Here is a 22,997-nt window from a genome sequence, read left to right as displayed (position 1 = left end):
AACGCACGGAGCTGGACACTCGGGCACGAGCCAACAGTCAGGCACAGGCGCTCCCCGCAGAGGCGACGCGAACAGAACAGGATCGGATCACCCGCGGGCCTCGATCAACCCGCTACGACCGCAGGACTCCGGAACAAGCCGGAACAAGCCAGAACAAGACGGAAAAGGGCCGCAGGAGCTCAGAACAACGGCTCCGGAAGCACCCCTTCCAGAGCGAGCAGCTTCCGTTTGGTCTCCAGTCCGCCCCCGAACCCGCCGATGCCACCGTCGCTCTCGACGACCCGGTGGCACGGCACAACGACCGGCAGCGGGTTCGAGCCCATGGCCACGCCCACCGCCTGCGCCGCACCCGGCTGGCCCACCCGCCCGGCCAGCTCCCCGTAGCCCACGACCGCGCCGAACGGGACGCCGGCGGCCAGCTCACGCAGCACCTGGCGGTTGAACCCGGAGATCAGCGACCAGTCAAGCGGCAGTTCGAAGCCGCGCCGCTCGCCGGCGAAGTACGCCGTGACCTGCCGTATCGCCTCGGCCAGCAGTGGAGAGCCGGGGGCCTCGACGGGCTCGGTGCCGAGGCGGGAGGCGAGCCGGTCCAGTGCCTTGTCGCGCACGGAGTCGGTGGCGTGGAACACGACGTTCACCAGGCCCTCGTGCGTCGCCGCAAGCAGGAGTGGACCGATGTCCGTGCCGACGACGGCCCACACGACCTGCTGCTCGTTCTGCGCATGGCTGCTCATGCGAACCACGGTACGGCGCGCCACTGACAACGCCTGGGGCGCACGCCGCACCCCGTGCGCGCCACGGCCGTTGCACGAGCTCCACGCCGTAGGCGCGGCCCGGCGCCTCTTCACCGGCCTCGCAGCGCCTCGCGGACCACGTCGGGCTTGTTCGTGATGACACCGTCGACGCCGTAGTGGGCGACGCGCCGCGCGCTGTCAGCGTCGTTCACCGTCCATGTGAAGATCTCCAGCGGCTTGCCGTGCGGGCCGTCGAAGGCCTGGAGCGCGGCGACGTAGCCGGCCGAGATGGTGGTGTAGGACGAGTTGATCTGGTCGGTGAACTGTGCGTACTCGGGCAGCTGTGCCATTGGGGGTGTGCCCAGGAAGGCCGTCTTGATGCCGGGGCGCAGGTCGTGGACCGTCCGTACGCTGTCCGCGCTGAAGCTCTGGACGACCAGCCTCTTCTTGAGGTGCGGGGGGTCGAGCCAGCCGTCATTGTTCAGCAGCTTCAGGGTCTGGCGCTCGATGCCCGGATACAGCTCGGGGTTCTTGATCTCCAGGACGAGCTTCTGGTGGTTGTGCGACACCCGGTTCATGTACTGCTCCAGTGTCGGCACGCGCGTGCCCGCGTACCGGGAGGCGAACCAGCTCCCCGCGTCCAGCCGTGCGATCTCCGCGGACGTGAAGTCCTTGACGTTCCAGGGGGCCCGGCCGGGATAGACCTGCTCGACGTCGGTCGTGCGCGCCAGCGTGGCGTCGTGCAGGACGACGAGCTTGCCGTCCTTGGTGCGCTGGACGTCGTTCTCGACCCAGCTGAACCCCATGGCCGCCGCCTTGTCGATGGCGGCCAGCGTGTTCTCGGGCGCGTACGCGGAGGCACCCCGGTGGGAGACGATCACCGGGGTGCCGCCCTCGGTCTTGGCCCGGGCGCCGGAGGCGGGGAGGACCAGGAGAGTCCCGCCAAGAAGCGCGGCGGTGGTAGCGGCGGCAACGCGCGCGTGCATAGGTACTCCTCACGTCGAGCTCACGTCGAGAGATCACCGACAGCACCAGAGTGACAGCAGGGAGTCGACGAAGGAGGGGTGCAGAATGGCCACGGATTGCATGGACTTGCCCAAGTCCGCTCACGGGTAGCGCACAACTGCGGCGAGGCCGTGATTCTTTGCCGGAAAATCGTTCGACCATTCCGGTGCGGGTCATACTCTCTGCCTCAACCCTGGGCGCTCACGCGGCCCTGAGGGTGGGGGACATTTCAGGGATTTCCAGGAGTAACAGGGCGGGAAGGGCAGCCGCGCATGCAGGGCACGGTCGACGGATTCAGTTACGGACTCGTCACGCCGCTTGTGGCGTACCTCATGGCCTGCCTGGGCGGAGCGCTGGGCCTGCGCTGCACCACCAGATCGATGCTCGTGGCCCGCTCCTGGCGGGCCGGCTGGCTGGCTCTGGGCTCGGCGGCGATCGGCTCCGGCATATGGACCATGCACTTCATCGCGATGATGGGGTTCACGGTCCAGGAGACGCCGGTCCACTACGACAAACCGACGACGTTCGCGAGTCTGGGCGTGGCGATCGTGATGGTCGGCATCGGGATCTTCATCGTCGGCTACCGGGGCGCCACGGGAACAGCGCTCTTCACCGGGGGCACCATCACCGGTCTGGGCGTTGCCTCCATGCACTACCTGGGCATGGCGGGCATGCGTCTCAACGGGAAGCTCGAATACAACACCTTCACCGTCTCCGCCTCCGTGGTGATAGCCGTGGTCGCCGCCACCGCCGCGCTGTGGGCCGCGGGTCAGGTACGCGGGTTCCTGTGGAGCGTGGGCGCCAGTCTTGTCATGGGGCTCGCGGTCACCGGCATGCACTACACGGGCATGGCCGCGCTCAGCGTCCATCTGCACGGCTCCGGCACCACCCCGTCCGGCGACTCGCCCGCCGCCCTGCTCGCGCCCATGATGATCGGCCCGCTGGCCTTCCTGTGCCTGGCGGGCGTCGTCGTGATGTTCGACCCGCTGATGGTCATGGGCAAGCCCGACTGGACCCCCTCGGAGATCAGGCCCGGTATCCCGGCCCACTCCACCGCCCACCGCCCCGGCCGCCGTCCCCTTCCGGGGGCCGGCCGGCGCACTGGACACCGCAGTTCCCGCACTCCCCAGAGCCGGTGATCCGACCCCGTTGTCAGTGCGGGGTCGTACGGTGGATTCCATGCGGCCCGTATCCAAGATCGAACGTTCGGTGGCGCCTTTCGAGGTCGTCAGCCCCTACCAGCCGAGCGGTGACCAGCCGGCGGCCATCGCTGACCTGGAGAAGCGCATCCGCGCAGGTGAGAGGGATGTCGTCCTGCTGGGCGCGACCGGCACCGGCAAGTCCGCCACCACGGCGTGGATGATCGAGAAGCTCCAGCGTCCCACCCTCGTGATGGCACCGAACAAGACCCTGGCCGCCCAGCTGGCCAACGAGTTCCGCGAGCTGCTGCCGAACAACGCCGTCGAGTACTTCGTCTCGTACTACGACTACTACCAGCCCGAGGCATACGTCCCGCAGTCGGACACCTACATCGAGAAGGACTCCTCGATCAACGAGGAGGTCGAGCGGCTGCGCCACTCCGCGACCAACTCGCTGCTCACCCGCCGCGACGTCGTCGTGGTCGCCTCGGTCTCCTGCATCTACGGCCTCGGTACGCCGCAGGAGTACGTGGACCGGATGGTCGCGCTGAAGGTCGGCGACGAGATCGACCGCGACGATCTGCTGCGCCGCTTCGTCGACATCCAGTACACGCGCAACGACGTGGCCTTCGCACGTGGCACCTTCCGGGTGCGCGGCGACACCATCGAGATCTTCCCGGTCTACGAGGAGCTGGCCGTCCGCATCGAGATGTTCGGCGACGAGATCGAGGCCCTCTCCACGCTCCACCCGCTCACCGGTGAGGTCATCAGCGACGACCAGCAGGTCTATGTGTTCCCGGCCTCCCACTACGTGGCGGGCCCCGAGCGCATGGAGCGGGCGGTCAACGACATCGAGAAGGAGCTCGGCGAGCGCCTCGCCGAGCTGGAGAAGCAGAGCAAACTGCTGGAGGCCCAGCGGTTGCGGATGCGCACGACGTACGACATCGAGATGCTCCGCCAGATCGGCTCCTGCTCCGGCGTGGAGAACTACTCGATGCACTTCGACGGCCGCGAGCCCGGCTCCCCGCCGAACACGCTGATCGACTACTTCCCGGACGACTTCCTGCTCGTCATCGACGAGTCGCACAACACGGTCCCGCAGATCGGCGCCATGTACGAGGGTGACGCCTCCCGCAAGCGCACCCTGGTGGACCACGGCTTCCGCCTGCCCTCCGCGCTGGACAACCGCCCCCTGAAGTGGGAGGAGTTCCAAAAGCGCATCGGCCAGACCGTCTATCTGTCGGCGACCCCGGGCAAGTACGAACTCTCCCGCGCGGACGGCTTCGTCGAGCAGATCATCCGCCCCACCGGCCTCATCGACCCCGAGGTCGTCGTCAAGCCCACCGAGGGGCAGATCGACGACCTGGTGCACGAGATCCGTAAGCGCACCGAGAAGGACGAGCGCGTCCTTGTCACCACGCTCACCAAGAAGATGGCCGAGGACCTCACCGACTACTTCCTGGAACTCGGCATCCAGGTGCGCTACCTCCACAGCGACGTCGACACGCTGCGCCGAGTCGAGCTGCTGCGCGAGCTGCGTGCGGGCGAGTTCGACGTCCTGGTCGGCATCAACCTCCTCCGGGAGGGCCTCGACCTGCCCGAGGTCTCCCTGGTGTCGATCCTCGACGCCGACAAGGAGGGCTTCCTGCGCTCGGGCACCTCCCTGATCCAGACCATCGGCCGCGCGGCGCGCAACGTGTCCGGCCAGGTCCACATGTACGCCGACAGGATCACCCCGGCGATGGAGAAGGCCATCGAGGAGACGAACCGCCGCCGGGAGAAGCAGGTCGCGTACAACACGGAACGGGGCATCGATCCGCAGCCCCTCCGCAAGAAGATCAACGACATCGTGGCGCAGATCGCCCGCGAGGACGTGGACACGGAGCAGCTGCTCGGCTCGGGCTACCGCAGGACCAAGGACGGCAAGGGTGCCAAAGCCCCGGTCCCCGCGCTGGGCGGCAAGGCGGCCAAGTCCGCCAAGGGCAAGGGCAAGCAGACGGTGCCGACCGACCGTCCCGCCGCCGAACTCGCCGAGCAGATCGAGGAGCTGACCGAGCGGATGCGCGCCGCTGCCGCGGACCTGCAGTTCGAGATCGCCGCCCGGCTGCGCGACGAGGTCTCCGAGATGAAGAAGGAACTTCGTCAGATGAAGGAGGCGGGACAGGCCTGACCTGCCCCCGGGATTCGGTCGTGCGCCGAATCCCCGGCGTCTGCGCGCTGTGTTGCAAGACCGACACAAAGTACGGCCCGGGGTTCGGCACTGTCAGTGCCGCTGCGTAGGGTTCTCGTCATCCGCGGATTCCGCGGCAACAGGGGACAGTTCGAGAGGGGAACAGCGCGTGACGGTCAACATGACCAAGGGTCAGGCCATCAGTCTGCAGAAGAACGACGGGGGCACCCTGACCGCGGTGCGGATGGGGCTCGGCTGGCAGGCGGCCCCCCGGCGAGGGCTGTTCGGCTCGCGCACCCGGGAGATCGACCTCGACGCCTCCGCCGTGCTCTTCGCGGACAAGCAGCCCATCGACGTCGTGTTCTTCCGCCACCTCGTCAGCGACGACGGCTCGGTGCGGCACACCGGTGACAACCTCGTCGGCGGGGTCGGCCAGGGCGGCGACGACGAGGCGATCCTCGTCGACCTGCAGCGCATTCCGGTCCACATCGACCAGATCGTCTTCACCGTGAACTCCTTCACGGGGCAGACGTTCCAGGAGGTGCAGAACGCGTTCTGCCGCCTGGTCGACGAGACCAACGGCCAGGAACTCGCCCGCTACACGCTGGCGGGTGGCGGCCAGTACACGGCACAGATCATGGCGAAGGTCCACCGGGCGGGCACGGGCTGGCAGATGACGGCCCTCGGCACCCCGGCCAACGGCCGCACCTTCCAGGACCTGATGCCGGCGATCCTGCCGCACCTGTAGGCAGCGGGCACGCAGCACACGAAGCGACGTAGGGGGACAAGGCGATGACGGCCGAGCTGGTCCGGGGGCAGAACCATCCGCTCTCCCAGGCCCGACTTGAGGTCCGCGTGTCGGCGGGGAAGCCGATCGTGGCCGGGGCCACGCTCAGCGACGAGCAGGGCAAGGTCCGCGGCGTCGAATGGGTCGCCCATCCGGGCGCGCCCACGCTGCCCGGACTGGAGGTGTCCAAGCAGGCGGCGGCCGACCATCGCCTCGCCTTCGACCTGGACGCCATGCCCGCGAGCGTGCACCGCGTCACGGTGCTGCTCGCACTGCCGTCCGGCGTCGGCGGCCCGGTCCGGTTCGGTGCCGTCGCCGCCCCCTTCGTCGCGGTCACCGGCCTCGACGGTTCCGAGGTCGCCAGTTACACCATCACCGGGCTGGACGCCGAGTCGGCGGTCGTCGCCCTGGAGCTCTACCGCCGCCAGGGCGCCTGGAAGGTCCGCGCGGTCGGCCAGGGATACGCGGGCGGCCTCGCCGAACTCCTCACCGACCAGGGCCTGCCCGAGGCCCGCCGGCTCGCGGGCACCATCAACGAAGCCGTGGCCCAGGGCCTGGCGCGCAGCGTCGCGGCGCCCCCGCCCCGCACGTCCGACGGGGACCGCTCACGCACGGCGGCCGCCTCCGCCGCGGGCCCGGACCAGCCGTACGCCGCTCCCCAGAACACCGCCGGGAACGGCACGCCCGCGCAGCCGAGCCACTCCGGCGGGCACCCGCAACCGGACCCGTCCGCGGTCACCCAGCCGTCCGCGCCGACCGCCGGCGGCCCCGTCAACTACAGCCACCCCCGCCGACAGAACGTGGCGCCGCCTCCGCCCCCGCCGACGGCACCCCCGGCGCAGCCCGGGCAGCCCGCACAGCCCGTCGCGGGCGACGCGACCGGCTGGTCCATGGAGGAGCGGCTCTACAACCAGGTGTGGGGCATGTTCGAGGACCTGGCCCGCGCCACCGCCGCGTACCGCAGCGCCGTGGACTTCGCCGACTCGCGCCTGGAGCAGGAGCTCGACAGGGTGCTGTCCGACCCGCGCAGCCGTATCGGCGGACAGGGGGACGCCGCGCGCGAGGCGGCCCGGGCCAAGCACGCCGACCTGGTCGACCAGGCCAGGGCTGCCCTCGACCGGGACCTCGCCCAGCTCACCGCCGAGTCCGAGGTGGTCGAGCCCGCGCTGCCCGCGGCGTACGCGGGCTGGGACAACCCGGTCTGGCAGGGCTATCGGGTGCCGATGGAGGTCCCCATGGCCGTGCGCCTCGGCGGCCTCAGCCTGCCCGAGAGCGAACGGCTGAGCATCCCGATGCTGGTCCGGCTCCCGCTGGAGCGCGGCCTGTGGATCGACAGCGGCCGCACCTCCCGCGACGATTCGCTCGCCGACTCCGACCAGTTGCGCCGCCTGGCCATGGACACGGCGGTGGCGCAGGCCGCGCGGCTGCTCGCCGTCTATCCGGCCGGCGACTTCACGGTGCATGTGATCGACCCGGCCGGTTCCGGAGCGTCCTCCCTCGCGCCGCTGGTGCACTCCGGTGTGCTTGCCGGTCCGCCGGCCGCCGGTGCCGCGGGTGTGGCCGACGTCCTTGCCCGGCTCACCCAGCGCGTCGACCTGGTGCAGATGGCGGTGCGCGGCGGCGCGGCCGACTCGCTGCCGCCCGGCTTCGACACCGCCGAGCAACTGCTGATCGTCAACGACTTCCCGCACGGCTTCGACGACCGGGCGGTGACCCAGCTGCGCTACCTCGCGGACGAGGGACCGGCCGTCGGCGTCCACCTGATGATGGTCGCCGACCGGGAGGACACCGCTGCCTACGGGCCGCTGCTCGACCCGCTGTGGCGTGCGCTGATGCGCCTCACGCCGGTGCCCGACGACCACCTGGCCGACCCGTGGGTCGGGCACGCGTGGACGTACGAGCCCTCCCTCGTCCCGCCCGGCAGCCAGGTGCTCCAGCACGTGCTCACCCAGGTGTCGGCAGCCCGTCGTTCATGGGGCCGCTGACGCCAAGCCAGCCTGCGTCAAGGATCGGCAAAGCGCCCTGACCAGGCACTTTGGTTGTTCATTTACTTTTCACTTTACCTTTCCTTGGTAATTCAGGTACTCTTTTCCACACGGAGGGGAGTACTCCCTATCTACTGCGGCGTACCCGTCAATACGGATCAGGCCAGATCCCGGGGCGTCGGCCCGCAGGCACCGGACGCATCACGCGCCCCGGCGCCTCGGGTGGAAGAGACCTCCGGCAGCGACGACGCTGACATCTGCCGTTACGTACTGCCGGAGGCGCAGTGAATGTTTCCGTGACCCTGTGGGTCCTGACCATCGTGGGCCTTGCCGCCCTCATCGCGGTCGACTTCTTCATCGGCCGCAAACCCCATGACGTATCCATCAAGGAAGCCGGAATCTGGACGGTCGTCTGGATCGCCCTGGCCGCACTGTTCGGGCTCGGCCTGCTCATCTTCTCCGGGGGAGAGCCTGCCGGGGAGTTCTTCGCCGGCTTCATCACCGAGAAGTCGCTGAGCGTCGACAACCTCTTCGTCTTCGTCCTGATCATGGCGAAGTTCTCGGTGCCCTCGCAGTACCAGCAGCGAGTGCTCCTCGTCGGCGTCCTCATAGCGCTCGTCCTGCGCGCGATCTTCATCGCCGCGGGCGCCGCCATCCTCGCGAGCTTCGCCTGGGTCTTCTACATCTTCGGCGCGTTCCTCATCTACACCGCCTGGAAGCTCATCCAGGAAGCCCGGGCCGACGAGGAGGACGAGGAGTTCGAGGAGAACCGGCTGCTCAAGGCCGCCGAGCGACGCTTCGGTGTGGCCGACCGCTACCACGGCACCAAGCTGTGGATCCAGCAGAACGGCAAGCGCGTCATGACGCCCATGCTGGTCGTGATGCTCGCGATCGGCACCACGGACGTCCTGTTCGCACTCGACTCCATCCCCGCGATCTTCGGTCTGACCCAGGACCCGTACATCGTCTTCACGGCCAACGCGTTCGCGCTGATGGGGCTGCGCCAGCTGTACTTCCTCATCGGCGGCCTGCTCAGGAAGCTGGTCCACCTCAGCTACGGCCTGTCGGTCATCCTCGGCTTCATCGGCGTCAAGCTCGTGCTGCACGCGCTGCACGAGTCCGGCGTCCACGTTCCCGAGATCTCCATCCCGGTCTCGCTCGGCGTGATCTGCGCGGTCCTGGTGGTCACCACGATCACCAGCCTGATGGCCTCCAAGAAGGAGGCGGCGCGCGAGGCGGCCAAGAGCGCCCCGAAGGACAGCATCGACGTCTGACCACGTCAGACGTAGGAACAACCACCCCCGGGAGCGGTGCGCGGCGAATTGCCGGGTCCCGCTCCCGGTGCTTGCTTGGTCTTGAGCGTTCTTCGGCCGGAGAACGCCGACCGAGCGGAGGCAGCCATGAAGTTCGTACAGATCATCGACTTCGAGACCGAGCGCATCGACGAGATGCGGCAGCTCGTCGAGGAGGCGGACCAGCGCTCCGCGGGTGGCAGCGGCGGCCCCACCCACCGCATGGTCCTGCACGACCGCGGCAACCCCAACCACTACGTGGTGGTGATCGAGTTCCCGTCGTACGAGGACGCCATGCGCAACAGCAACGACCCCGAGACGAGCAAGATGGCGCAGCAGATCGCCGCACTGTGCACCAGGCCGCCGTCCTTCACCGACTGCGACCTCCAGGAGATGACGGAGATGAAGTAGTGCCACGAATCGGCGACGGGCCCCGCGACACCGCAGTGCGGGGCCCGAGCGTGCCTGGGACGATCACTGCATGATCGTCAGGATCCGATCGCTCATGGCCCGGTGGACGACCGTCGTGCCCGCAGCCGCGGTGGTCCTGCTGGCCTTCACCTGGGGCCGCGAGCTGCCCGGCGCGGCCGTCGCCCTGGTGACCCTGGTCCTCGCCGGCGCCGTGCTGGCCGCCGTCCACCACGCCGAGGTCGTCGCGCACCGCGTCGGCGAACCGTTCGGCTCACTCGTCCTCGCCGTCGCCGTCACGATCATCGAGGTCGCGCTCATCGTCACCCTGATGGCGGACGGCGGCGACAAGAGCTCGACCCTGGCCCGTGACACGGTGTTCGCAGCCGTGATGATCACCTGCAACGGAATCGTCGGGATCTGTCTGCTCGTCGCCTCGCTGCGGCACGGACTCGCGGTCTTCAACGCGGAGGGCACCGGAGCCGCTCTCGCGACCGTCGCGACGCTGGCCACGCTCAGCCTGGTCTTTCCGACCTTCACCACCAGTAAGCCGGGCCCCGAGTTCTCCACCGCCCAGCTCACCTTCGCCGCACTCGCCTCGCTGGTCCTGTACGGGCTGTTCGTGGCGACCCAGACCGTTCGCCACCGTGACTACTTCCTGCCGATCACCCGACAGGGCAAGGTGATCGACGTCGACGAGCATGCCGACGCCCCCTCCGGCCGCACCGCCGGGGTCAGCCTGGGACTGCTCGGCCTGGCCCTCGTCGGCGTCGTCGGCCTCGCCAAAGGCGTGTCGCCCACCATCGAGTCCGGCGTCGAGGCGGCCGGTATGCCGCACTCCGTGGTCGGCGTGATCATCGCCTTGCTCGTGCTGCTCCCCGAGACCATCGCCGCGCTGCGCTCGGCCCGCCGTGACCGGGTGCAGACCAGCCTCAACCTTGCTCTCGGCTCCGCCATGGCCAGCATCGGCCTGACGATCCCCGCAGTCGCCCTCGCCACGATCTGGCTCTCCGGACCGCTCGTCCTCGGTCTGAGCTCCACCCACATGGTGCTGCTCGTGCTGACCGTGGTGGTGAGTTCGCTGACCGTGGTCCCCGGACGGGCCACGCCACTGCAGGGCGGCGTCCATCTGGTCGTCTTCGCCGCATACCTGGAGCTGGCGATCAACCCCTAGCGCGCGCAAGGGCGCAGTCCGCGCTGCCGTCCCGAACGCGATGCCTCGCGCGCACCGACGGCCACGGCGGTCAGTCCGCAGCCGGTGCCACCGCCAGCCGCCGCATGGGAAGCGTCTCCGGCAGCAGCGCGAAGCATCCCAGACTGAGCAGCGCGATCCCCGTCAGATACGCCGCCACACCCCAGGGGACCCGTTCCCCGTTCGCCACCGCCGTCGCCACGATCGGCGTGAGCGCGCCCCCGAGCACCCCGCCCAGGTTGTAGCCCACCGCGGCACCGGTGCAGCGCACCCGGGGCTCGTACAACTCCGGCAGATAGGCGGCGATCACGGCGAACATCGTGACGAACGCGATCAGTGCCACCACGAAGCCGAGGAACATCAGCAGCGGCTCCCCGGTCGACAGCAGCGCGATCATCGGGAACATCCACAGCGCGGTGGCCGCGCAGCCCGCCAGACACAGCGGCCGCCGCCCGTAGCGGTCGCCGAGGACCGCCACCAGCGGTGTCAGGGACCCCTTCACCACGACCGCGGACATGATGCAGGCCAGCATCACGGTACGGCTCACACCGAGTTGCTCGACGCCGTAGGCGAGCGCCCAGGTCGTCACGGCGTAGAACACCGCGTACCCGACGGCGAGTCCACCGGCCGTCAGCAGCACCAGCCGCCAGTGGTCGCGCACCACCTCGGCGAGCGGCACGCGCGCGTGCTCCCGCATTTCGAGAAACCGCGGACTCTCCACGAGCGAACTGCGCAGCCACAGCCCCGCCGCGGCGAGCACCCCCGCCGCCCAGAACGGCACCCGCCACCCCCACGCCGCGAACTGCGCGTCGGACAGCCCCGCGGACAGCGCCAGCATCACGCCGTTGGCCAGCACGAACCCCAGCGACGGCCCGATCTGCGGAAAGCTCGACCACAGCCCTCGCCGCCCGGCGGGCGCGTGCTCCGCCGTCAGCAGCACCGCGCCGCCCCACTCCCCGCCGAGCCCGAGCCCCTGCAGAAAACGCAGCACAAGAAGGAGTACGGGAGCGGCCGTACCGATCGTGTCGTACGTCGGCACGCAGCCGACCGCGACCGTCGCCGTGCCGGTCAGCAGCAGCGAGGCGACGAGCACCGGCCGCCGCCCGTGCCGGTCCCCGATGTGCCCGAACAGCACCGAACCGAGGGGGCGCGCGACGAACCCGACGCCGAACGTCCCGAAGGCCGCCAGGGTCCCCGCCAGTGGTGAGAACGTCGGGAAGAACAGCGGCCCCAGGACCAGTGCGGCCGCCGTTCCGTAGACGAAGAAGTCGTAGAACTCGATGGCCGTCCCGGCGAGCGAGGCCGCCGCGAGCCGGAGCATGGAAGGCGCCCTTACGGAGCGTACGTCGTGCATGCCGCGTCAACTACCCACGGTGACCGGCGGTTACGGGGGCGTGCGGAGGCGGGTGCCGCTCAGTACGTGACCGTGATGCGCCGGGCAGGACCGTCGACGCGAATCGTGCCGCCGTAGGGGATGACGAGTTGCGGATCGGTATGACCGAAGTCCACATCGAAGACGACCATCATGTCTTGCGCATACACACCGACCGCCTTGAGGACGGCCTCGCGCTGCTCACGCGCGTAACGCGCCCTCGCCTCGGCGTCATTGGGGTGCTCGAAGGACCAGGTCTTGGGGCGGCCCATCAGCAGCGCGGGGAAACGCCCCAGCAGTCCGCGCTCACCCATGCTGCGCAGGATCCAGAAGACGTCGTTGGCGCTCGGCATGTCCTCCGAGGTCTCCAGGAACAGCACATGGCCGTCGTACACGGAAGGGTCGTGCGCGATCTCGCGGTCCGCCATGAGCAGCCACGACAGGATCTCGATGTTGCCGCCCCAGGAGCGGGCCTCGACGACTCGGTCGGGCCGGTGCCAGGTCCAGCCGCCGCCCGGTTCCGTCTCGGGCTCGGAGCCGAAGGTCGCGGGGTCCTCCCAGGGGCGGTTGACGACCCCGAAGCGCTCGGCGGGCAGGAGTTCGTACGGTTCGGACGTGAAGAGTGCCGCCCGCAGCGACGCGGTCGTCAGCGGATCCATGGCACCGGGACGGCCCAGCTCACACATCACGCTCGCGCCGTGGTACCCGACGATTCCGGTGTTCCACAGATACGCCAGCAGGTTCGTGTTGTCGCTCGTCCCGAAGAACGGCTTGGGATGCGCGCGGAGCAACTCCCGGTCCAGCAGCGGCAGTACGGTGATCTGGTCGTCGCCGCCGATCGAGGCGATCACCGCCGTGACCGTCGGGTCGGCGAACGCCGCGTGGATGTCGTCGGCCCGTTCCCGCGGCGTCGAACCCATCTTCCGGGTCGCCGGATACTCGACCGGTTCGAGGCCGAACTCCTTGCGCAGCCGCTCCAGGCCCAGTTCGTGGGGGAGCGGGAAGAGTCCCGGGAGTCCCGAGGAGGGCGAGATCACGGCTATGCGGTCGCCGGGCGAGGGCTTGGGGGGATACGACGGAGGGTGCGGCGGTGTGGTCATGGCGGGAGGGTACGGGCCGTGGCAGCGTCGGCGCACCGTGATAAACCGGGTCTGAGCAGCGGTCCTCAGACGGGCCGGCCGACCAGAAGGACCGGAGGAACCGTGCCCCGCACCCTCGCCAACGCCCCGATCATGATTCTCAACGGGCCCAACCTCAATCTGCTCGGGCAGCGTCAGCCGGAGATCTACGGCTCCGACACGCTCGCCGACGTCGAGGCGCTCTGTGCCAAGGCGGCGGCCGCGCACGGCGGCACGGTGGACTTCCGCCAGTCCAACCACGAGGGCGAGTTGGTGGACTGGATTCACGAGGCCCGTCTGAACCACGCCGGAATCGTCATCAACCCGGCCGCCTACTCGCACACCTCCGTCGCGATCCTGGATGCGCTCAACACCTGTGACGGCCTTCCAGTGGTGGAGGTCCACATCTCCAACATCCACCAGCGCGAGGAGTTCCGGCACCACTCGTACGTCTCGCAGCGCGCCGACGGCGTCATCGCGGGGTGCGGCGTGCAGGGGTACGCGTTCGCGGTGGAGCGGGTGGCCGCGCTGGCGGGGCCGGGGCAGGCGGACGCCTGACGGCGTGACGGGCTGCCCCGGGTCGGCCGGCCCCGGTTCAGAGCCGTCCCGCCTCCACGATGCGCCGCAGGAACTGCCGGGTGCGCTCCTCGCGCGGGTCCCCGAAGATCTCCTCGGCCGTGCCGTGCTCCAGCACCGTGCCGCCGTCCAGGAAACAGACCTGGTCCGCGACGTCGCGGGCGAAGCCCATCTCGTGCGTGGCCAGCACCATGGTCATGCCGTCGTCCTTCAGGTCCCGCACGACGGTGAGCACCTCGCCCACGAGTTCCGGGTCTAGGGCAGCGGTGATCTCGTCCAGGAGCAGCAGTCGGGGGCGTACGGCAAGGGCGCGGACGATCGCCGCCCGCTGCTGTTGGCCGCCGCTCAGCCGGTCCGGGTACTCGTCCGCCTTCGCGCCGAGCCCGAGCCTGTCGAGCAGCTCACGGGCGTGCGACTCCGCGTCCGCCCGGTCCACGCCGTGCACACGGCGCGGCGCGAGCGTGATGTTCTCCAGCACGGTCATGTGCGGAAAGAGGTTGTAGGCCTGGAAGACCACACCGATCCGGCGGCGTACCGCGTCCTGGTCGGCCCGCGGGTCGGTGATCTCCTCGCCGTCCAGCCAGATCGCGCCGTCGTCGATCTCCTCCAGGAGGTTCGTGCACCGCAGCAGCGTCGACTTGCCGGATCCGGACGCGCCGATCAGCGCGGTCACCGTGTGCGGGGCGACCTCCAGATCGACGTCCCGCAGCACGACGGAGCTGCCGAAGGCCTTGCGGACGGAGTCCATCCGCAGGACGGGGGAGGCGTCGGGGGTGGCGGTCATATGGTCCCTCCCTGAGCCCGCCGGCGGTCCATACGGGCCGTGACCCAGTCCGTGAAGCGGGTCATCGGGATGGTCAGCGCCACGAAGAGCAGGCCCGCGACGATGTACGGCGTGAAGTTGAGGCTGCGGCCCTCGATGATGTCGGCCGCGCGAACGGCGTCGATCGCGCCGCCGATCGACACGAGCCCGGTGTCCTTCTGGAGCGACACCAGGTCGTTGAGCAGGGGCGGCACCTGGCGCCGTACCGCCTGGGGCAGCACTACGTAGCGCAGCGCCTGCCGGTTACTGAGGCCGAGTGAGCGGGCCGCCGCACGTTGCGAGGGATGGACGGACTCGATGCCGGCGCGGAACACCTCGGCGACGTACGCCGAGTACGTCAGGGTCAGCGCGGTGCCGCCGAGCAGCACCGGGTCGACGGTCACGCCCTGCAGACGCAGTGCGGGAACTCCCAGGACCACGATGATCAGGTTGATGATCAGCGGGAGCCCGCGGAAGAAGTCGGTGTACGCGGCCGCCAGCACCCGCAGCGGAAAGAACACCGGGCCGCGCAGCGTGCGGGCGACGGCGATCAGCATGCCGAGGACGATGACGGCGGCGCCGCACACCAGCAGCAGCCGGACGTTCAGCCACAGCCCTTCGAGGACCTTGGGGAACGCCTCGCGCGCGTACTGGCCGCTGAAGAACGTCTCCTTGGTCACCTGCCAGCCGGGCGCGCTGACCACGACGAGGTAGAGGACGACACCCGTGACGAGGGTCGACAGTGCCGCGATCGCCGTGGCACGTCGGGCGCGGGCGGTCTTGTAGCGCTCGCGTTCGAGCCGCCGCGGTGACGGGACATAGCCGTCGCCCGCGCCGGGCATGTCACCCCCCTTGTCGTCCGCGCCCTCCTGGCCGGACTCCTCCTCGGTGACCGTCACTTCAGCACCGGGGCGTCGACCGCGTCCGAGAGCCACTGCTTCTCGATCTCCGCGAGCGTGCCGTCCTTGCGCAGGGCGTCCACGGCGCCGGTCACGCAGGAGGTGAGCGCGCTGCCCTTGTCGAGAACGAGCCCGAACTGCTCGGGTGTACCGCCCTGGTTCTCGAACTGCCCGACGATCCTCGCGTTCGTCACCTCGGCCGCCGTGATGTAGAACGCGGTCGGCAGGTCGGTGACGATGGCGTCGACCTGACCGTTCTTCAGCGCGGCCTTGGCCTGGTCGTTCTTGGCGTACGCGGCGGCCTCCCGGGTCGGCTTCACCACGTCGCTGAGGTAGTCGAGGCTGGTGGTGCCCACCTGGGCGCCCAGCTTCAGGCCCTTGAGGTCCGCGATGCTCCTCGCCTTCGCCGCCTTGGAGCCCTTCAGCGCGATGACGGCCTGCCGGACGTCGTAGTAGCCGGACGAGAAGTCCACGGCCTTCTTGCGCTCGGCGCTGATCGACACCTGGTTGATATCGAAGTCGAACGTCTTCTCGCCGGGCGCGAAAGCCTTGTTGAAGGGGATGCTCTGCCAGACGACATCGCCCTTGGCGTAGCCCAGCTGCTTCGCCACGGCGTACGCGACCGCCGACTCGAACCCCTCGCCGTTGGCGGGCTTGTCGTCCTTGAACCACGGCTCGTAGGCGGGCTCGTCGGTCGCGATCGTCAGCTTGCCGGACGCCTGCGTGCCCAACTTGCCCTTCGCGCAGGTCTGCTTGCCGGAAGCGGAGGCCTTGTCGGACGCCGTCGTCGACGGCTGCGGAGCACAGCCGACCGCGGTGGCGAGCAGACCGACGACGGCGGCGGAGACGGTGCGGCGCAGGGCGCTTCGGGCTATGTACATGGCGGGAGAGTGGCAGTGCACCCTCCTGTTTGTCGAGGTCACGGCGGCAACTGTCCGCATAGTGGGAACGGGTGTTGCGTTCCTGTGAACACGACCGGGACGGCATGCCGGGGCCGCCGGCCGAGGGCGGGGATCGGAAGGCCGGCGGCCCGTTCCGCGCAGGAGCCGTCTTCCTGTGCGGGGCTGCTTTCAGTGGACTGCGCCAATGCGAGCGCCGGGAGCGCGCTCATGGCACCGGCGCGTGCGCTCGGTTCACACGGGGCGCGCGTGACCGCGCGCTCCGCGCCGGTCGCCCGACGCCTCATCAGCATCCCGCGCGTCGCCCCGACACCTGCGCTCCGGGCGGGGCGGGACTCACCAGCCTCGCGCGTGCCACTCCGGCAGATGCGGCCGCTCCGCGCCCAGTGTCGTGTCGTTGCCGTGGCCCGGGTAGACCCAGCTCTCGTCCGGCAGCACGTCGAAGATCTTCGTCTCGACGTCGCGGATCAGACTGGCGAACGCCTTCGGATCCTTACGTGTGTTGCCCACACCACCCGGGAACAGACAGTCCCCCGTGAACACATGAGGGTGCCCGTGCGGGTCGTCGTAGACCAGGGCGATGGCACCCGGTGTGTGGCCCACCAGGTGGCGCGCGGTCAGTTCGACGCGCCCCACCCGGATCGTGTCGCCGTCCTGGACCGGTACGTCGGTCGGCACCGGGATGCCCTCGGCGTCCTCCCGGCCCGCGTAGGTACGCGCGCCGGTGGCCGCGACGACCTCCGCGAGCGCCTGCCAGTGGTCGCCGTGCTGATGCGTGGTGACGACGGACGCGATGCCGTCGTCACCGATCAGCGCGAGCAGGGTCGAGGCGTCGTTGGCCGCGTCGATCAGCAGCTGCTCGTCGGTGGCCCGGCAGCGCAGCACATAGGCGTTGTTGTCCATCGGGCCGACCGCGACCTTGGAGATCATCAGGTCCTGCAGTTCATGCACATCGGCAGGACCGCCGACCTTCACCGCTCCGCTGTACGTCATGGCGGCAAGCCTATAGCGGAGGAAGCGCGGGCAGCGGTCCGCCGGCGGTGCTCAGCGCCGAACCGTCGCGGCGGCCCGAGAGCCAGCCGAGCAGCGCGGGCGCGGGGCCGGTCACGGTGACGTCGAAGCCGCCGTCGGTGTCGCGGCCCGTGCTCCACGCGCGCGTGCCGTCCGTGATCCTGGTGGGCGGCACATCGGGGTGCCCGGCGAAGCGCTCGGCGAGGAACGCGATCTCCCGCTCCACGAACTCCTCCGGAAGATCCTCGAGCTCGTACCCGATCCCGAGGTCCACATGATGCAGATCCACCTCGACCCACCGCCGGAACGGCACCCGGGACGCGGAGTCCGTGACCCCGTTGCGCAGCGCCACGGTCCGCGACCAGTCCGCGGGCTCGGCCCCCGTCTCCTGGAAGCGGGCGGCACTCTCGCGCACGTCCGTGAGTTGTACGTCCAGGGGGCGCGGCGCGTCCCGCTCGATCTCGGCGTCCCGCGTCTCGGCGGAGGCGTACATGGGACGCCCGGCGAGCACGTTCACGAGCGCGTCCGCGTTGCGTGCCAGGTGGGCGAGCACATGGCCGCGGCTCCAGCCCGGAAGCCGTGACGGCTCGGTCACGGAAGCGTTGTCCAGTTTGGCGGCTGCGGTGAGCAGCCGTTCGGTCGCGTCACGTACAGACGCCAGGTCGCGCACATGATCAATCATGCGGCCGACCCTAGTCCCACCACACGTTTGGGTGAAGGTGGCTGACGAGCGCCGTAATTCGAATGTGCGTGCTATAGGCTCGGGTGCGGCGTCGGGCATGCTGGAGGTCCCGGGATTGTTGTGAACCAGGGAATCCAACCGGCGTTGTCAGTGGCTCCCCCTAGTCTGAAAAAGGACGGGGGCCTCGCCCCTGTCACTTCTCTCAAGAAAGGTGCGGACCGGCGTGGCCGACCGTCTCATCGTCCGTGGAGCGCGCGAGCACAATCTGAAGAATGTCTCGCTCGACCTCCCGCGCGACTCGCTCATCGTCTTCACGGGCCTGTCGGGGTCGGGCAAGTCCTCGCTGGCCTTCGACACGATCTTCGCCGAGGGGCAGCGGCGCTACGTCGAGTCGCTCTCGTCGTACGCCCGGCAGTTCCTCGGCCAGATGGACAAGCCGGACGTCGACTTCATCGAGGGCCTCTCCCCGGCGGTCTCCATCGACCAGAAGTCGACCTCGCGCAACCCGCGCTCGACGGTCGGCACCATCACCGAGGTCTACGACTACCTGCGCCTGCTCTTCGCGCGCATCGGCAAGCCGCACTGCCCCGAGTGCGGCCGCCCCATCACACGCCAGTCTCCGCAGGCCATCGTCGACAAGGTCCTGGAGCTGCCGGAGGGCAGCCGCTTCCAGGTCCTCTCGCCGCTGGTGCGCGAGCGCAAGGGCGAGTTCGTCGACCTCTTCGCCGACCTCCAGACCAAGGGGTACAGCAGGGCCCGCGTCGACGGCGAGACGATCCAGCTCACCGAGCCGCCCACGCTGAAGAAGCAGGAGAAGCACACCATCGAGGTGGTCGTCGACCGCCTCACCGTGAAGGACGGCGCCAAGCGCCGCCTCACCGACTCCGTGGAGACCGCCCTCGGGCTCTCCGGTGGCATGGTCGTCCTCGACTTCGTCGATCTGCCCGCCGACGACCCCGAGCGCGAGCGCATGTACTCGGAGCACCTGTACTGCCCGTACGACGACCTGTCCTTCGAGGAGCTGGAGCCCCGCTCCTTCTCCTTCAACTCGCCCTTCGGCGCCTGCCCCGAGTGCACCGGTATCGGTACGCGCATGGAGGTCGACCCCGAGCTGATCATCCCGGACGAGGACAAGTCCCTCGACGAGGGCGCCATCCACCCCTGGTCGCACGGGCACACCAAGGACTACTTCGGGCGGCTCATCGGCGCCCTCGCCGACGCGTTGGGATTCCGGACCGACATTCCCTTCGCCGGCCTTCCCCAGCGCGCCAAGAAGGCCCTCCTTTACGGCCACAAGACGCAGATCGAGGTCCGGTACCGCAACAGGTACGGGCGCGAGCGCGTCTACACCACGGGATTCGAAGGGGCCGTCCCCTTCGTCAAGAGGCGGCACGGCGAGGCCGAGAGCGACGCCAGCCGTGAGCGCTTCGAGGGCTACATGCGCGAGGTGCCCTGCCCCACCTGTGAGGGCACACGTCTGAAGCCGCTCGTCCTCGCGGTCACCGTCATGGAGAAGTCGATCGCCGAGGTCTCGGCGATGTCGATCAGCGACTGCGCCGACTTCCTGGGCGAGCTGAAGCTCAACGCCCGCGACAAGAAGATCGCCGAGCGGGTGCTCAAGGAGGTCAACGAACGGCTGCGGTTCCTGGTCGACGTCGGCCTGGACTACCTCTCGCTGAACCGCGCGGCCGGCACGCTCTCCGGCGGCGAGGCCCAGCGCATCCGCCTGGCCACCCAGATCGGCTCCGGACTCGTCGGCGTCCTGTACGTCCTCGACGAGCCCTCCATCGGTCTGCACCAGCGGGACAACCACCGGCTGATCGAGACCCTGGTGCGGCTGCGGGACATGGGCAACACGCTCATCGTCGTCGAGCATGACGAGGACACCATCAAGGTCGCCGACTGGGTCGTCGACATCGGTCCCGGCGCCGGTGAGCACGGCGGCAAGGTCGTGCACAGCGGATCCTTGAAGGAACTGCTGGCCAACGACGAGTCGATCACCGGGCAGTACCTGTCCGGCAAAAGGGAGATCCCCACTCCCGACGTCCGCCGCCCCGCCGACCCGAGCCGCAGGCTCACGGTGCACGGAGCCCGGGAGAACAACCTCCAGGACATCGACGTGTCGTTCCCGCTGGGCGTCCTCACTGCCGTCACAGGCGTGTCCGGCTCCGGCAAGTCGACGCTGGTCAACGACATCCTGTACACACACCTGGCCCGCGAGCTGAACGGTGCGCGCAACGTGCCCGGACGGCACACGCGCGTGGAGGGCGACGACCTCGTCGACAAGGTCGTGCACGTCGACCAGTCGCCCATCGGCCGTACGCCCCGGTCCAACCCGGCGACGTACACCGGAGTCTTCGACCACGTCCGCAGACTGTTCGCCGAGACGACCGAGGCGAAGGTGCGGGGCTATCTGCCCGGCCGCTTCTCCTTCAACGTCAAGGGCGGCCGCTGCGAGAACTGCTCCGGCGACGGCACGATCAAGATCGAGATGAACTTCCTGCCGGACGTGTACGTCCCCTGCGAGGTCTGTCACGGGGCGCGCTACAACCGGGAGACCCTGGAGGTCCACTACAAGGGCAAGTCGATCTCCGAGGTCCTCGACATGCCCATCGAGGAGGCGCTCGACTTCTTCGAGGCCGTGCCCGCCATCGCCCGCCACCTCAGGACGCTCAACGACGTCGGCCTCGGATACGTCCGGCTCGGCCAGTCGGCACCGACCCTCTCCGGCGGCGAGGCCCAGCGCGTCAAGCTGGCGAGCGAACTGCAGAAGCGTTCCACGGGACGCACGGTGTACGTCCTCGACGAGCCGACCACCGGTCTGCACTTCGAGGACATCAGCAAGCTGATCACGGTGCTGTCCGGCCTGGTCGACAAGGGCAACACCGTCATCGTCATCGAGCACAACCTCGACGTCATCAAGACGGCGGACTGGGTCGTCGACATGGGCCCCGAAGGGGGCAACGGCGGCGGACTCGTCATCGCGGAGGGCACGCCCGAGGAGGTCGCCGGGGTTCCGGCCAGCCACACGGGCAAGTTCCTGCGCGAGATCCTGGGCGCCGACCGCATCAGCGACGCCGCCCCGGTGAGGGCCGTACGCAAGACGGCCGCCAAGAAGACCGTGGCGGCCAAGTCGACGGCGACGGCGAAGAAGACGGCGACGGCCAAGACCACCGCCGCCAAGACCACCGCCGCAAAGAAGGCGGCCGGAGCCACCAAGAAGACGGCCCCGGCGAAGAAGGCGACTCGGGCCGCCCGCAAGGCCTGAACCTGACCGAAGCCAGGCAGGTCAGGTGGTCGCCCAGGCGACACAACGACACTGCGGCGCGCCCCGCGGGAACTTCCCGTGGAGCGCGCCGCGTTGTCGTATCAGCCGGTCAGGGATCCGATCAGCCGGCGTCGGGCTCCAGGAACTCCATGTCCAACTGGATCTTCACCACGTCGCCGAGCATGCCGCCCCCGAAGTCCAGGCCGAAGTCACTGCGCCGGATCTCGCCCGTCGCCTCGAACCCGGCGTGCTTCCTTCCGTCCACGGGGGAGTCGCCGACCCCGCCGAACTCGACGGCCAGCGTCACCGGACGGGTCACGTCCCCGATGGTCAGCTCGCCCGCCATCGACCAGTCGTCGCCCGCACCGGTCACCCGCGTCGAGCGGAACGTCATCGTCGGTCGCTTCTCGACGTCGAGCAGATCGGCCGAGCGCGTGTGCGCGTCGCGATCCGGGTTCCCGGTGTCGAGGGAGGCGAGCGCGATCTCGGCGCTCACCCTGACGTCGTCGGCCGCCTCACCGACGTACAGCGTGGCCGTCAGCTCGCGGAAGCGGCCCCGCACCTTGGCGATCCCGAGGTGGCGGATGGTGAAGTTCACGGCCGAGTGGAGCGGGTCGAAGCCCCAGTCGCCGGGCGAGAGCGGCAGCGTGGTGACGGAAGCCGCGGCGGTGGTGTTCGGGGAGTTGTCCTGTGTCATGGCTCCACCCTGGGCGGGCCGCCGGGCGGGAGGGAGGCCGCGCTGAGAGTGGTAGTGAGAGGGACACGATCCGACGGCGTCCGCGAGGTACGTTGCGAGGGTGAGCGACAACGAGTTGGGCGCCTTTCTGCGAAGCCGCCGCGAGGCCGTCAGCCCCGTCGAGGCCGGGCTGCCCGCAGGACCGCGGCGCCGCACCCCCGGCCTGCGCCGCTCCGAACTGGCCATCCTCGCGGGCGTCAGCGTCGAGTACGTCACCCGCCTCGAACAGGGCCGCGACCGCAACCCCTCGCCCCAGGTCCTCGGCGCCCTCGCCGACGCGCTCCACCTGTCCGTCCAGGACCGCATCCTGCTGCGCCGCCTCGCCAAGGAGGCCGGCGGCGACCTGGTCTTCTGCGCGCAGGCGGTGCCGCCCACCCGCACCGTGCGCGCGGGTCTGCGCGCCATGCTCGACCGCCTGGAACCCACACCCGCCGTGCTGCTCAACTGGATCGGCGACGTCCTCGCGTACACCGCGGGCTACGAGCGGCTCGCGGGACCGCTCGGCCTGCTCGACGCCGGGCAGCCGAACATGCTCCGCTACGTCTTCACCGACGAGCGGGCCCGCACCGTCTTTCCCGGCTGGGACCGGCTGGCGGACGAGCAGGTCGCCCATCTGCGACACGAGGCCGCGCTGCAGGATCCGTACGTCGCCGCGCTGGCCGACGAGCTGACGGTCACCGCGGGCGCCCCCTTCAGTGACCGGCTGGCCGCGGTCCCGGCAATGCCCCGGCGCACCGGATCCGATGTCGTGGTCCACCCCGAAGCGGGCACCCTGCGCCTCGCCTACGAGACACTCGCGCTCCCCGACGACGGTCAGCGCATGGTCGTCCATCTGCCCGCCGACGATGCCACCGCGAGCGCGCTCGACCGGCTCAACGGACGGCAGCCCGGGGCGTTGCGGGCGGTCAGGGGCTGACGGCCG

General features: G+C 69.6%; 20 protein-coding genes. 10 read left to right on the top strand and 10 right to left on the bottom strand.

Features of this window, described 5'->3' with window-relative positions:
• Positions 1 to 179: 179 nt before the first annotated feature.
• The gene (locus ABZS97_RS15975; RefSeq protein ID WP_356137987.1) at positions 180 to 734 is read right to left on the bottom strand and encodes a methylated-DNA--[protein]-cysteine S-methyltransferase; all 555 of its coding nucleotides are present in this window, start codon (positions 732 to 734) and stop codon (positions 180 to 182) included.
• Positions 735 to 844: 110 nt separating this feature from the next.
• Entirely contained in the window at positions 845 to 1,720 is an 876-nt protein-coding gene (locus tag ABZS97_RS15970) for a glycerophosphodiester phosphodiesterase family protein (protein ID WP_356137985.1), read from the bottom strand.
• Between the two features lie 291 nt (positions 1,721 to 2,011).
• On the opposite strand from ABZS97_RS15970, the gene ABZS97_RS15965 reads away from it, so the two are divergent.
• The 7 genes from ABZS97_RS15965 (at position 2,012) to ABZS97_RS15935 (ending at position 10,694) form a co-directional block, all read left to right on the top strand.
• The gene (locus ABZS97_RS15965) at positions 2,012 to 2,878 is read left to right on the top strand and encodes an MHYT domain-containing protein (RefSeq protein WP_356137983.1); all 867 of its coding nucleotides are present in this window, start codon (positions 2,012 to 2,014) and stop codon (positions 2,876 to 2,878) included.
• A gap of 40 nt (positions 2,879 to 2,918) precedes the next feature.
• Positions 2,919 to 5,048: an excinuclease ABC subunit UvrB gene (gene uvrB / locus ABZS97_RS15960; protein ID WP_356137981.1), complete on the top strand. Its 2,130-nt coding sequence runs from the start codon at positions 2,919 to 2,921 to the stop codon at positions 5,046 to 5,048.
• 169 nt (positions 5,049 to 5,217) lie between these two features.
• A complete protein-coding gene (locus ABZS97_RS15955) occupies positions 5,218 to 5,796 on the top strand; it encodes a TerD family protein (protein WP_356137979.1) in 579 nt (192 codons plus the stop codon).
• Between the two features lie 44 nt (positions 5,797 to 5,840).
• Positions 5,841 to 7,820 (top strand): TerD family protein, encoded by a 1,980-nt coding sequence (locus ABZS97_RS15950; RefSeq protein ID WP_356137977.1) that lies wholly within the window; start codon positions 5,841 to 5,843, stop codon positions 7,818 to 7,820.
• 284 nt (positions 7,821 to 8,104) lie between these two features.
• Positions 8,105 to 9,094 carry a TerC/Alx family metal homeostasis membrane protein gene (locus ABZS97_RS15945; protein WP_356137975.1) on the top strand — a complete coding sequence of 330 codons (990 nt, stop codon included), beginning with the start codon at positions 8,105 to 8,107 and terminating at the stop codon, positions 9,092 to 9,094.
• Positions 9,095 to 9,220: 126 nt separating this feature from the next.
• On the top strand, positions 9,221 to 9,523 hold the full coding sequence (locus ABZS97_RS15940) for a hypothetical protein (protein WP_356137973.1): 303 nt from the start codon (positions 9,221 to 9,223) through the stop codon (positions 9,521 to 9,523).
• 70 nt (positions 9,524 to 9,593) lie between these two features.
• Entirely contained in the window at positions 9,594 to 10,694 is a 1,101-nt protein-coding gene (locus ABZS97_RS15935) for an ionic transporter y4hA (protein WP_356137971.1), read from the top strand.
• A 70-nt stretch (positions 10,695 to 10,764) separates the two neighbouring features.
• Here ABZS97_RS15935 and ABZS97_RS15930 read toward each other — a convergent pair whose 3' ends face one another.
• Together ABZS97_RS15930 and ABZS97_RS15925 are read right to left on the bottom strand one after the other, a co-directional pair.
• The gene (locus tag ABZS97_RS15930) at positions 10,765 to 12,033 is read right to left on the bottom strand and encodes an MFS transporter (protein WP_356137968.1); all 1,269 of its coding nucleotides are present in this window, start codon (positions 12,031 to 12,033) and stop codon (positions 10,765 to 10,767) included.
• A 92-nt stretch (positions 12,034 to 12,125) separates the two neighbouring features.
• Entirely contained in the window at positions 12,126 to 13,184 is a 1,059-nt protein-coding gene (locus tag ABZS97_RS15925; protein ID WP_356137966.1) for a S66 peptidase family protein, read from the bottom strand.
• 102 nt (positions 13,185 to 13,286) lie between these two features.
• On the opposite strand from ABZS97_RS15925, the gene aroQ reads away from it, so the two are divergent.
• Complete coding sequence (aroQ, locus tag ABZS97_RS15920) at positions 13,287 to 13,760, top strand: type II 3-dehydroquinate dehydratase (RefSeq protein ID WP_356137964.1); 474 nt, start codon at positions 13,287 to 13,289, stop codon at positions 13,758 to 13,760.
• A gap of 37 nt (positions 13,761 to 13,797) precedes the next feature.
• Here the strand turns inward: aroQ and ABZS97_RS15915 are convergent, their stop codons facing one another.
• The 5 genes from ABZS97_RS15915 to ABZS97_RS15895 form a co-directional block, all read right to left on the bottom strand.
• Complete coding sequence (locus ABZS97_RS15915) at positions 13,798 to 14,562, bottom strand: amino acid ABC transporter ATP-binding protein (RefSeq protein WP_356137962.1); 765 nt, start codon at positions 14,560 to 14,562, stop codon at positions 13,798 to 13,800.
• On the bottom strand, positions 14,559 to 15,479 hold the full coding sequence (locus ABZS97_RS15910; protein WP_356137959.1) for an amino acid ABC transporter permease: 921 nt from the start codon (positions 15,477 to 15,479) through the stop codon (positions 14,559 to 14,561). The genes ABZS97_RS15915 and ABZS97_RS15910 overlap by 4 nt, the downstream gene beginning before the upstream one ends.
• Entirely contained in the window at positions 15,476 to 16,360 is an 885-nt protein-coding gene (locus ABZS97_RS15905; protein ID WP_356137957.1) for an ABC transporter substrate-binding protein, read from the bottom strand. The genes ABZS97_RS15910 and ABZS97_RS15905 overlap by 4 nt, the downstream gene beginning before the upstream one ends.
• 354 nt (positions 16,361 to 16,714) lie before the next feature.
• Positions 16,715 to 17,371 (bottom strand): MBL fold metallo-hydrolase, encoded by a 657-nt coding sequence (locus ABZS97_RS15900; RefSeq protein WP_356137954.1) that lies wholly within the window; start codon positions 17,369 to 17,371, stop codon positions 16,715 to 16,717.
• Positions 17,372 to 17,381: 10 nt separating this feature from the next.
• A complete protein-coding gene (locus ABZS97_RS15895) occupies positions 17,382 to 18,071 on the bottom strand; it encodes a maleylpyruvate isomerase family mycothiol-dependent enzyme (RefSeq protein ID WP_356137952.1) in 690 nt (229 codons plus the stop codon).
• Positions 18,072 to 18,294: 223 nt separating this feature from the next.
• Between ABZS97_RS15895 and uvrA the strand changes: the two genes are divergently transcribed.
• Complete coding sequence (uvrA, locus tag ABZS97_RS15890) at positions 18,295 to 21,339, top strand: excinuclease ABC subunit UvrA (RefSeq protein ID WP_356137950.1); 3,045 nt, start codon at positions 18,295 to 18,297, stop codon at positions 21,337 to 21,339.
• Positions 21,340 to 21,460: 121 nt separating this feature from the next.
• Here uvrA and ABZS97_RS15885 read toward each other — a convergent pair whose 3' ends face one another.
• Complete coding sequence (locus ABZS97_RS15885; RefSeq protein WP_356137948.1) at positions 21,461 to 22,036, bottom strand: YceI family protein; 576 nt, start codon at positions 22,034 to 22,036, stop codon at positions 21,461 to 21,463.
• Between the two features lie 100 nt (positions 22,037 to 22,136).
• Between ABZS97_RS15885 and ABZS97_RS15880 the strand changes: the two genes are divergently transcribed.
• Positions 22,137 to 22,991 (top strand): helix-turn-helix domain-containing protein, encoded by an 855-nt coding sequence (locus ABZS97_RS15880; RefSeq protein ID WP_356137946.1) that lies wholly within the window; start codon positions 22,137 to 22,139, stop codon positions 22,989 to 22,991.
• Positions 22,992 to 22,997: the final 6 nt, after the last annotated feature.

The sequence above is a fragment of the Streptomyces sp. NPDC005485 genome (genome assembly GCF_040606085.1).
Lineage (GTDB): Bacteria > Actinomycetota > Actinomycetes > Streptomycetales > Streptomycetaceae > Streptomyces.
Note: the sequence above shows the minus strand (reverse complement) of the source record. Positions and strands in the feature narration are given on the sequence as shown.